This window comes from Corynebacterium sp. NPDC060344, assembly GCF_042725215.1.
Classification (GTDB): Bacteria; Actinomycetota; Actinomycetes; order Mycobacteriales; family Mycobacteriaceae; genus Corynebacterium.
Genome location: NZ_JBHXCS010000005.1, coordinates 217,861 through 228,491, shown reverse-complemented (window position 1 = coordinate 228,491; position 10,631 = coordinate 217,861). Strand labels below are relative to the sequence as shown.

The following is a 10,631-nucleotide window of genomic DNA, read 5'->3' as shown; positions in this document are numbered from 1 at the left end:
TAGGAGTTGATTCGAAAGGTACCTACGGTGGTCGCCCTTGTTGTGGGTGGGGCGGTCACCGAGGTGGTCGGTACACCACGCTAGAGGACGCAACCTCACCAAGAGCCCGTTTGCCCACTCGTGTTGATTGAACACTAGCTTGCGACTTTGAGGCTGGCCAGCAAATTTGCACCAATCGGAGGTCTCAGTCAGTAGCAGGGGGTCGGAACGTCATTCCCTCCAATTCGCTTTCCCTCCCTTCATCGTGATGGTGTCCCCCTCACGGGGGATGGTCACCGGGCCCGGCATGGCTTATCTGCGTGAGAGTTTCCATGATCCGGGGGGTGTTGCCACCGGGCACCGGGGACAACCGCTGACAGCTAATAGGGACACGGCCCAACCAGAGGTCTCTTCGTAACGTGGGTGCCTGCAACGGATGTCCAAGACGCCGGTGACCAGCCACGACCAAAAGGACACCATCATGGAACCGTCCGCAACACCCGACATCATCATCGGACTCGACGTCGGCAAAACCGGCCACCATGCCTGCGCACTGACCACAACCGGCAACAAGATCTTCGACAAACCACTGCCGCAAGACGAAGCCGCACTACGCGAAATCTTCGCGTCCATGCAGACCCACGGCAGTGTTCTCATGGTCGTCGACCAACCCAACACCATCGGCGCCTTGCCCATCGCCGTGGCCCGCGACTGCGGTTGCACGGTCGGATATCTACCCGGCCTGGCCATGCGAAAAGCTGCCGATCTCTACCCCGGACGATCAAAAACCGACCGCCGGGATGCATTCATCATCGCCGACACCGCCCGCACCATGCCGCACACCCTGCGAGCAGTCGACCGCGACGACGAGACACTGTCGGCGCTGAAAATGCTCGCCGGATTCGACGACGACATCGCCAAAGACGCCACGCGAACGAAGAACCGCCTTCGCAGCGTGCTCACACAGATTCACCCCGCACTCGAGCGCATCTTCACCGGCGAGATTCTCTCGCGCAGCCTGGTGCTGGACCTACTCATCCACTACGGAGGGCCGACAAAGCTGGCCGCCGCAGGCCGAGGCCGAGTCCTCACATGGATGCGCAACCGCGCCAAGAAGGGCCCGACCGACCTGGTAGACGCAATTTTCGCCGCCCTCGCCGCACAAACTGTCACGGTACCCGGCACTGCGGCGACGGAACTGGTCATCCCGCAGCTGGCGGCGAATATCAAAGCGCTGCAAGCTCAGCGCGACACCATTGCCGGACAAGTCGAGGAGATGCTCAATGACTTCCCCCTTGGCCCAAGGTCTTGATGTCGATGCCCGGCGTGGGCATCAAGACCGCCTCCAACATCTTGCTGTCCATCGGTGACTGCCAGGACTTCGCCGACGCCGCACACCTGGCCGTCTACGCGGGCATCGCACCGATCACTCGGCGGTCGGGCACATCAATCCGCGGAGAGTTTCCCGCCAGGGCCGGCAATAAACGCTTGAAGAACGCGATGTTTCGATCGGCGTGGATCGCGTCGAACTGCCATCCCGCATCACGCGACTACTACCTGCGTAAACGGGCCCTTCCGGATTTAGAGTGCGTTGATTCGGTTCTGGAGTCCTCCGGAGTGGATGAGTGATCGCAAGATGTAGTGCTGCAGGTTGCGCAAGCCGAGGGCGATTCCGCGCAGGTGCTCGGGGCGTCCGTTGATGGCCTCGACGGGGCCGTTGGAGGCCCTGGTGTCGAAGTAGGCCAGGATCTCCGCGCGGCGTCGCCACAACGAGCGGCCGAGCTGGGCCAGTTCGGGCAACTCCTTGGGTACGCCGCCCTTGATCGCTTTGAGGAGCTTGTACATGGCGACCTTGCCCACCCGGCGCCCTGCGTTTTCGTAGGCGGTGATGAGTCGCTGGTAGACGCCGTAGGTGACCTCCACTGCGATGTGTGCGTCGTCGGCGGTGAAGGCTTTCCATAGGCGGGCCTTCTGCTTGTCGGTGAGTAGCTCGGCCCGGGTGTTCAAGGTGCGGCGGATTCCGTACAGCGGGTCGCCGGTGCGGCCGCGGTGCCCGGTGGTGGCCTGCTGCACGCGCTGGCGACACAGGGTGAGCCCCTCGGCGGCCAGGTGCACAACGTGGAAGGGATCCATCACCGTCCGCGCCGCGGGCACGGCCTTGGCGGCGGCAGTGTGGTAGCCGGCGAACCCGTCCATGGGCATGGCCTTGATCCGGTCGCGGAAGGCTTGGTCACGGGCGTCGAGCCAGTCGGTGAGCACCGTCGCCGAGCGGCCCTCGATCATGTCGAGCAACCTCGCCGGGCCGGTGCCGTCGACCACCGGGTCAGGTCGACGAGCACTGTCACGAACGATGAGGTGCCGTCGCCGCGGGCGTGTTTCCACTTGTGCTCGTCGACGCCGAGGACGCGGACCCCGTCCAGGTGTCCGGGCTCGTCGTAGACCATCGTGCGGACCTTCGATACCGCGAGGTCGTTGACCTTGTCCCAGGCCGAGGGCCTTGGCCACCGCCGCGACGCTGGTCCGGTCGATGGCCAGGCGCTGCAGGATCCAGCGGGTGCAGCGGCGGGTGGTCGTGGCCCGCGGCTCGGCCAACTCCGGCATCCGCTGCTGGAAGATCCGCGCCTGGCACGCGGTGTTGTCGCAGGTGACGCGGGGTGTGCGGACGTGCAGCCTGGTCGGATGGCCGACGATGGGCACGTCGGTGACCTGACGTTCGACGTGATCGCGCAGCCTGCCGGCCACACCACACGACGGGCAGTGCGGGTCCAACGCCACTGGCGAGCACCACAGGTGCGTGAGCTCGCCTTCGACGGCGGCGTTGGTGATGGTCACTCCCAGCTCGACGGTGCGGCAGATGGTGTCGGCGAGCAGATTGGCGGTAGCGTTCAAAGCGGGTCCTGGGGTGTGCGATACGGACGTAGAGAACCTGTATCGTCACGCATCCCAGGACCCCTACATCTTGTGCCTTGCCGCCTCACCGGGAAATCCGAGCTACGCACTCCGGATCCGGAAGGGCCCCTTTGGGCCCGACCAGCATCGATCCGACATGCCAGGATCGGCGCCCAGCCATGGCTCCCGGCACCCCCGTCCCATGTACGAAACGACCCGGCGAGATATTGACAATTTTCATAGGGACACCCCCAGCAACGTGATTGAACTAAGACGATATATTGTCTATATTGATCAAATATGCCACCTCAGGGCCGCATGGACGGACGGATAGCCGTCATGCCAAGCTTCATTCCCGCAAAACTCGCCACGCCCTGCCTTAGGTTATGGTTCGAGATATTTCAAGCTCCAGTGGATTTAATCGGCGATTACAACACCCATGATCTCGTTGCGCTTGTCAGCCGACCGTTTCAGACGCGTCGACCTGCTGACAACTTACCTGTCCAGCCTACAACGATACGTTGATAACCCATTCCTCAAGTCAGACGCTAGCGATCGCCCAACGCGGACACTATCTCGCGATTGTTCATTGCCTTCTTCGGCCATGGTCGCCACTTGTTCAGGGCGACCGTAACTCGAATGTAGTACTCAAGATCCTCCGCCTGGGCAGTTACTTCCCAAAAAACTTTCCTAAATCAAATCCCGCTGCTTTAGATAGGTTCGGGCTTTTTCCCCGGAATCAAAATGTCCAGATCTATAGAGGTACGATCCCTGAGGACTATGCACATAGAAATAGGCGAAAGTATCGTTCTCCTCCAAAAGGACGCGCCGTCCCTCCGAGCTGGAAAGCTCAATAAGTTCAGTGCCCTCTTTGTCCGCATACTTACCAACCGCTTCGATCGCCTCTGCGCTCGTGATGATCTGCGCTGTTGAAAGACCGGTCTCTTGCGATTCCGGGTATTCGTAACCACATAGATAGGAAGGAAAGCGGTCCGAACCAAGCCCCACGGAAAGCACTGTTTCTGAGGGGCTGCAATTATCCATCTGTTCGACTAGTACGGATGGTAGGCGACTTGTCAGCTCGGTCTTGATCCGATCACTGTCCTCAATCATCGGATCCGGCCACGGGGCCGCGGCCGGCTGGCTTTCCGACGTCTCGGTCGCCGTCGTTTCCCCTCCGCCGTTGCCGCCATTTCCGCCGCCATTGTCGTCGCCGTCGGACATCAGCGCCCAGGCGCGGCCGATGAGCAACAGCGCCACGACGCCGCCGATGGCGAACAATGGCATCTTCGAGTTCCCCGACTTCGACCCCGACGAGCTGGGCACCGCCGCAAACTGCTGGGGTTGCTGCTGGGCCTGCTGCGGCTGGGTCTGGGCGTGCTGCTGCGCCCCATAGGGATTCGCCGGGCCACCCTGATTGGGCGCCGCGTAGTACGGCTGCTGGGGCATCTGCGGCTGAGGTGACTGAGAAGACGGTGCAGACTGCGGCGTCGGCGGCACCGGAGCCACCGCCATCGAGCCGGCGCCACCGGCGACGGATCCCGGGGCGATCCACGTGGTCACGCCCGCGGCGACGTCCTCGGCCCGGCGCGTCGGGCCCATCAGCGCACCGCGGCTGACCACGGTCTTCGGGTCGTCGAGGGTGGCCACCTGGCACAGCTCGCCGAGGCGGTCCTGGATGTACGGGATCCTCGCGGAACCGCCGGTCAGGTACAGCGCCGTCGACGGATCGGGGCGAAGACCGGCGTCGAGCAGCGTGGCGCGGGTGACGTCGAGGGCGCGGTCGACGTCGGGTTTGATCAGCTCCTCGAACTCCCCGCGGGTGAGCATCAGCGTGGACTCGCGGCCCTGGGCGGCGACGGTGATGGTCGCCCGCGGCGCCTCCGACAGCACCTCCTTGGCCGTCTTGATCGCCCGGTCCAGCGCCAGCGACGATCCCGACGCACCGGAGCGCAGGGCGCGCAGCAGTTCGGTGTCGTTTTCCTCCAGCTCCGCCTCCACCCACGAGCGGATGCGGGCGTCGAGGGTGCGGCCGCCCAGAGAATTGTCACCGCGCGCGGCGATGACCTGCAGCGAGCCATCGGCGGTGGGCGTCAGCACCGCCACGTCGAGGGTGCCGCCGCCGAGGTCGAACACGGCGACCTTCTGGCCGGGCGACAGTGGCCGCTGGAACGAGTACCAGTACGTCGCCGCCCGCGGCTCCGACACCAGCGACAGGCGGCGGCGCTCGATGCCGGCGCGCTCGGCGCCGTCGATGAGGCGCATCAGCTCCGCGTTGCCCCAGCCCTCCGGGTGGGTGAGCACCACGTCATCGGGCATCGACCCGCCCGCGAACCTGCGCGCCCGGTCCAGCACCGACCCGATCACCGCGCCGATGACCTCGGCCACCGGCATCCGCGTACCGGCCAGCAGCACGGTCTCCGACCCCACGGCGCGCTTGGGCTCCGGCAGGAACGCGTCCGGCTGCGACTCCGCCTGATTCAGCGCCACGTGGCCGACCATGAGCCCCTGCCCATCGGCGAACACCGCCGAGGGCAGCAGGTTCCCGTGGTGGGACAGGGCCAGCGCCTCCGCGGGCGCACCACCCTGGCCCGCTGCGGCCGCGCGGTGCGCGGCGGCGGTGTTCGACGTGCCGAAGTCGATGGCCAAACGCCAACCGGACATGATCAAGATCCTTTCGGGAGCGTCAATAATTTGGTCAGCTTAACAGCGACGAGACCATCGCGATCAGGCGAACGCGAGAGTCCTCCTCCGCCGCCGAGCGTCCCACCAGCCCCATCCGCTGCAGCTCGCCGTACATCTCCCGCGCCCTCTGCCGCACCTGCGCCGGATCCGCCGCCGCCGGGAGCCCGACGCGTTCGGCCGGGTTGGCGCCGGTCAAGGCGTCGTAAAGCAAGGGCATCAGCGTCGAATCGGGCGAGGTCGCCGCCAACCCGCGATACGCGGTGAAGAGCATCACCGGCGCCATCGCGGGCTGTGCCGCCAGCACGCCGTGGACGTGGCGGACGTGCGCCGAGCGCTCGTGCGAGTAGCCGAGCAGCTCCAACTGGTGCAGCAGGCGCGCGGCCCGGCCCAGCGAGGCGAAGCGCAGCAGGCCGCCCTCGAGGACGCGGCGCAGGCGGGCGATGCCGGAGCGCTCCTCCAGCCACTCGTTGAGCGCCACCGCCCCGCGCTCGGCGACGGGCGCACCGCGGACGACGCCGTACTCGCCGAGCAGATCCAGCGCCCGATCGCGCAGCCCGGCGTCGATGCGCGCGGGCGCGTCGGACTCCAGCTCCTCGACCAGATCCTCCGGCGCCAGCCGCCCCAGCTCCGCGACGGCGCGGGCCACCGGCTCGGTCACCCGCCCCGTCGCCGCCGACTCCGCCATCAGGCCCGACACCGGCACGACCTCCGCCATCAGCGACCCCAGCCGCCCGCGCAGCACCCCGCAATACCGCTGCGCGTGCTCGATCGGATCGCGCCGGCCGAACGCGCCCTCACCGAAGGAGTCCGCGCGCGCCAGCACCCCGACGGTGTTCAAGGGAGTGAAACCGAGCTTGCCCACGAACTCCCGCTCGTCCGTCCGCGGCGACGAATCGAAGAGGAAGACGGCCGCATCGGCGTCCACGGAGGCGTCGCGCGTCTGGGCGTAGCCGTCGATGAGCGCCCGCTCCGTGGCATCGCGGTTTTCCACCGTGAGCGTGGCGATGCCCGGCGTATCGATGATGGTCATCCGCTCCACCGCCGCCGACGGCAGGAAGCGGTCCACGTAGGCGACCTCCGGAACCGGGCGGCCGACGTCGACGAGCACGCCGTCGTCGAGGACGCCCCGGCCGCGCGTGCCGTCGTTGCCCACGACCTCGGCGCGCGACGGGGCGCCGTGGCGGAAGACGGTGACGGCGTTGGTGGTCTCCAGCGTGCCCGTCGCCGCGACGTTGTCCCCGATCAGCGCATTGACCAGCGTCGACTTGCCCGCCTTGAGGCGACCGACGACGAGCACCCGCGGCGGCGAGAACAGGATCCCGCCCAGCCGGTTGGCGTGGCCCGGCAGGTCGCCGCCGCCGGCGGCCAGCGCATGCAGCGCCCGGTCGATCTCCTGCGTCACCGGATCCATCTGTGCGGGAGCCATCAGCGCCCCACTCCCCTCAGCGTGCCGGCGGAGGTGGCCAGCTCCCCGCGGATCTTCGCCACGATCTCCTTGTTGCGCCGCAGCCGGGCCAGCGTCTGGCGGCGCTCCTCCTCCGAGGCGCGCGCGACGGCGCGGGCGTCTTCGATGCGGCGCTTGATCTCGTCGCCCTCGCGGCGCAGCCGGGCGCGGTAGCGCAGCACGATTTCGGTGCGCACCGTGGTCACCAGCGTGTCGATGTTCCTGTTCACGCTCATCCGCAGCGCCGCCACCGTCTCGCGCGTCCACGTGATCAGGTGCTGCTTGCCGTTGCGCATGGCGCGGTAGGCCATGTTCACGCCGAGCCAGCCGCCGCCGATGACCGCCGCGGGCAGCGCGATGGTGGCCAGGCCCATCGCCGCCAGCGCGCCGCCGCCGGCCGAGGCGATCGCGGGCCCGGAAATGATGCCCAGCGTCACCATGCCCGGGTCCAGCAGGTTCTCCGTCTTCGACGCCACCGAGTGCCGCCCGTCGCCGGTGCCGGTGCCCGCGCCGCCCGGCGCGATGCTCATCAGCGCCGCACCGGCCATCGCCTCCCACTCGTGGTCGTCGCCGAACAGGGCGATCGCCTCGCGGCGCAGCACCTCCAGCTGCTTGTTGACGGTCGCCTCCGCCGCCGCCGACAGCTCCTCCTCGATCCGCGACGTGAACACCTGCGGCTTCGACCGCAGCACCTTCATGCCGGAGCCGTTGATCGTGCGGATCCAGTGCTCGCGGACGCGGTCCATCTCGGCGTCGAACCCGGCCATGATGGATTGCCTTGCGACGGTGATGTTGCGCGCCAGGATCTGCTCCCATTCCTGGCCATGGTCGCGCAGGCGGCGCAGCTCATCGCGGCGGGCCTCGAGTTCGGGCACCACCTCTTCGGCGCGGTCGACGGCGGCGAGGTCGGCGTCGATGGTCGCGGCGACGGACTCCAGCGCCGATTCGGCCATGGACAGCGCCGCGACCTTTGAAAGCAGCGCGCCGCGGGCCATCTCGGCGGTGATGCGGCCGCGCAGCTCGGCGATGCCGGAGCTGCGTTCGACGCGGGCGCGGCGCTGCGGGTCGGCCATCTCGGCGGCGTCGACGGCGCGCAGGCTGGACACGCCGATCACCGGCACGTCGCGGCCCAGGTGACGGCGGATCAGGCGGCGGTCGTCGTCGACGATGGCCCGCCAGCGGCGCAGGTTCTTGTCGGTCTTGGTCACCGCGACGATGACGGAGCCCGCCGCCTGCGCCGCGCGGCCGAGGATCTCCATCTCCGGCGCGGTGATCGGCGTCGTCGCGTCGCACACCATGAGCAGCACCCCGGCCCCGCGGGCGCGCTCCAGGGCGACGTCGATGGCCTCGCGGTCCAGGCCGCCGGCGCCTGGGGTGTCGATGAACAGCGCCTTCGGCACATGCTCGCCCGACACCCGGACCGTCACGCCGGTGGGCAGCTCCGGGGTGTCGGGGTCGGCGACGCGGGCGCCGGTCATCGTCGTCCACTCCCGCAGCTCCGACAGCGGCGCGCGCTCGACGTGGTCGCCGAAGTTGAGGTCGATGACCTCGGTGTTGTCCTCCGACCGCAGCACCTGCACCGGGGCCGACGTGCACACGTCGACGTCGACGGGCAGCAGATCACGGGCACCGGCGATGGCGTTGATCACCGAGCTCTTGCCCCGCTTGACCTCCCCGACGACCACGACCGTCCCGCGCAGCGACGTGTCCGCCCACGTCCGCCGGATCGCGGCAGCCGCGTCGCCGTGGCCGTAGCGGTCGAGGATCTTCAGCGCCGACGACACCGCCTTCGCGGCACCCTCGACGTCCCGGCGCAGTGCGGCGCGGGCGTCGGCGTTGGTCGTCGTCATGCAAGTCCTCGTGGTGGGCCGGATGTGGTGGGCCGGGGCGGGCACTGGCCATCATAAAGGTGCCCCAGGGAAAATAGTCGTGGATAATTTCTCCGGGACGGGAACATTCCGCGCCACCCGGCGCATCTCATCGTCGACCAACGCGGGAAACCACCGCACACGCGACCCGAGAGGATCGGAACAATGTCCGGAAACGACGACCGCACCACCGACCAGAACGCCCCCGAGAACACCGCGCCCGACACCACCGCCCCCGAGAAGACCGCCCCGGCCCCCGCCCCCGAGTCGGGACTGGGCATCAGCCTCGACGAGGTGCTGGAGGAATCCGCCGCCGACGTCATGTCCGCCTCGGACCTCGACGGCGACGGCGAGATCGACCAGATCGTCCTGGATCTGGACAAGGACGGCTACATCGACACCATCGTCACGGACATCGACGGCGACGGCGAGGCCGATTCCGTCCAGTTCGACACCACCGACGACGCCATCCTGGACACGACGCTGTCCAGCAAGGAAGAGGTCGACGCCTTCATCGACGGCCAGACCCCCGCCCCCGCCCCGCAGGCCGACGCCGCTCCCCCGGCCGCTCCCGCCCCGTCGCCGGCCGCCGAGCAGAGCACCGGCACGGGCCAGGCGTCCAACGTCGACGCCGGCGAGTACGACGTCTACGGCCAGGTCTCCGGCCCGGACGTCACCATCGACCTCGACGCCGCGGAGGTCGTGGCGGCGACGGACACGGATGGTGACGGGGTCGTCGACACGCTGTCGCTGGATCTGGACAACGACGGCATCGTCGACGCCGAGATGCGCGAGCCGGTCGGCGAGGGCTTCTCCGAGCTGCACGTGGACACCTCCGGCGACGGCCGCGTCGACCACATCTGGTCGGATTCGGATGGCGACGGCGAGATGGACACCCTCGAGATCGACCGCGACAACGACGGCTACACCGACATCCGCTACATCGACAACGATGGCGACGGCGTCGTGGACGTCGTCGAGGAGGACCCGAATTACGGCGGCACCGACGCCGGCACGGATGCCACCGACGCGTCTGCGGGCACCCTCGACGCCTAGTTGCTTGACGACGTCTCGTCCACCGCAGATAGACGCCCAGTGGACGGAAAGAAGTGGTTGACCACCTCTTTCCGTCCACTGGGCGTCTTTTTGCGTGCAGGGTGGGAGGGGTGTGCGCGAGTACGTCGTCAAGCAACCGGAAAGCGGGAAGTGCGGGAACATTCCGGGGCCGGCGCGCATCTCATCGATGAACAGGCCAGCAGGCGAACCCAGCACCGGGAGGAACCGGAACAATGTCCGACACCACGATCTTCACCCAGTTCATCGACGATGTCCGCGACGAGCAGCCGCAGAGCAGCGCCGCCGACCGCCCCGACCCGACCCCCGAGATCGGCGACCTGCCGTTCGGCGACATCTCCGAGATCGTCGATGCGGTGGACGCGGAGCAGGTGGTCACGAAGTCCGACCTGAACGACGACGGCACCATCGACGAGATCTCCGTCGACCTCGACGGCGACGGCATCGCCGACGTGACCATCTCCGACTTCGACAACGACGGGGTGGTGAACAAGATCGACTTCGACCTCGACGGCGACGGCGAGATCGATGCCCGCGCCTACGATTTCGACGGCGACGGCACCGCGGATTCGATCCTGTACGACACCACCGGCAACGGGGAGTTCGACACCCGCCACCATGATTTCGACGGCGACGGCGTCATCGATTCGATCAACGTCGACCCGTCTGCCATGTAGCGCCGGCGGCGGGGA

At 67.6% G+C, this 10,631-nt stretch carries 5 protein-coding genes and 2 pseudogenes; 3 read left to right on the top strand and 4 right to left on the bottom strand.

The window, feature by feature from the left end:
• Window positions 1–460: 460 nt before the first annotated feature.
• Window positions 461–1,551, top strand: a pseudogene (locus ACFWGD_RS08365) (IS110 family transposase); the annotation flags it as partial.
• Between the two features lie 9 nt (window positions 1,552–1,560).
• On the opposite strand, the pseudogene ACFWGD_RS08360 reads toward ACFWGD_RS08365, so the two are convergent.
• The 4 genes and pseudogenes from ACFWGD_RS08360 to ACFWGD_RS08345 form a co-directional block, all read right to left on the bottom strand.
• A pseudogene (locus tag ACFWGD_RS08360) lies at window positions 1,561–2,868 on the bottom strand (ISL3 family transposase).
• 690 nt (window positions 2,869–3,558) lie between these two features.
• Window positions 3,559–5,532, bottom strand: a complete 1,974-nt coding sequence (locus ACFWGD_RS08355) for an Hsp70 family protein (protein ID WP_377778177.1) — start codon at window positions 5,530–5,532, stop codon at window positions 3,559–3,561.
• 34 nt (window positions 5,533–5,566) lie between these two features.
• A complete protein-coding gene (locus ACFWGD_RS08350) occupies window positions 5,567–6,979 on the bottom strand; it encodes a dynamin family protein (protein ID WP_377778176.1) in 1,413 nt (470 codons plus the stop codon).
• Window positions 6,979–8,847 (bottom strand): dynamin family protein, encoded by a 1,869-nt coding sequence (locus ACFWGD_RS08345; protein WP_377778175.1) that lies wholly within the window; start codon window positions 8,845–8,847, stop codon window positions 6,979–6,981. Before ACFWGD_RS08345 ends, ACFWGD_RS08350 begins: the two co-directional genes overlap by 1 nt.
• 183 nt (window positions 8,848–9,030) lie before the next feature.
• On the opposite strand from ACFWGD_RS08345, the gene ACFWGD_RS08340 reads away from it, so the two are divergent.
• Both ACFWGD_RS08340 and ACFWGD_RS08335 read left to right on the top strand, forming a co-directional pair.
• The gene (locus ACFWGD_RS08340) at window positions 9,031–9,921 is read left to right on the top strand and encodes a hypothetical protein (RefSeq protein ID WP_377778174.1); all 891 of its coding nucleotides are present in this window, start codon (window positions 9,031–9,033) and stop codon (window positions 9,919–9,921) included.
• Between the two features lie 233 nt (window positions 9,922–10,154).
• Window positions 10,155–10,616, top strand: coding sequence for a hypothetical protein (locus tag ACFWGD_RS08335; RefSeq protein ID WP_377778173.1), 462 nt, complete (start codon window positions 10,155–10,157; stop codon window positions 10,614–10,616).
• The last annotated feature ends 15 nt before the right edge of the window (window positions 10,617–10,631 follow it).

Excerpts from the sequence above, each read along its gene's own strand:
- ACFWGD_RS08350 (WP_377778176.1), bottom strand. The coding sequence starts at position 6,979 with ATGGCTCCCGCACAGATGGATCCGGTGACGCAGGAGATCGACCGGGCG.
- ACFWGD_RS08345 (WP_377778175.1), bottom strand. The coding sequence starts at position 8,847 with ATGACGACGACCAACGCCGACGCCCGCGCCGCACTGCGCCGGGACGTC.
- ACFWGD_RS08340 (WP_377778174.1), top strand. The coding sequence starts at position 9,031 with ATGTCCGGAAACGACGACCGCACCACCGACCAGAACGCCCCCGAGAAC.
- ACFWGD_RS08355 (WP_377778177.1), bottom strand. The coding sequence starts at position 5,532 with ATGTCCGGTTGGCGTTTGGCCATCGACTTCGGCACGTCGAACACCGCC.
- ACFWGD_RS08335 (WP_377778173.1), top strand. The coding sequence starts at position 10,155 with ATGTCCGACACCACGATCTTCACCCAGTTCATCGACGATGTCCGCGAC.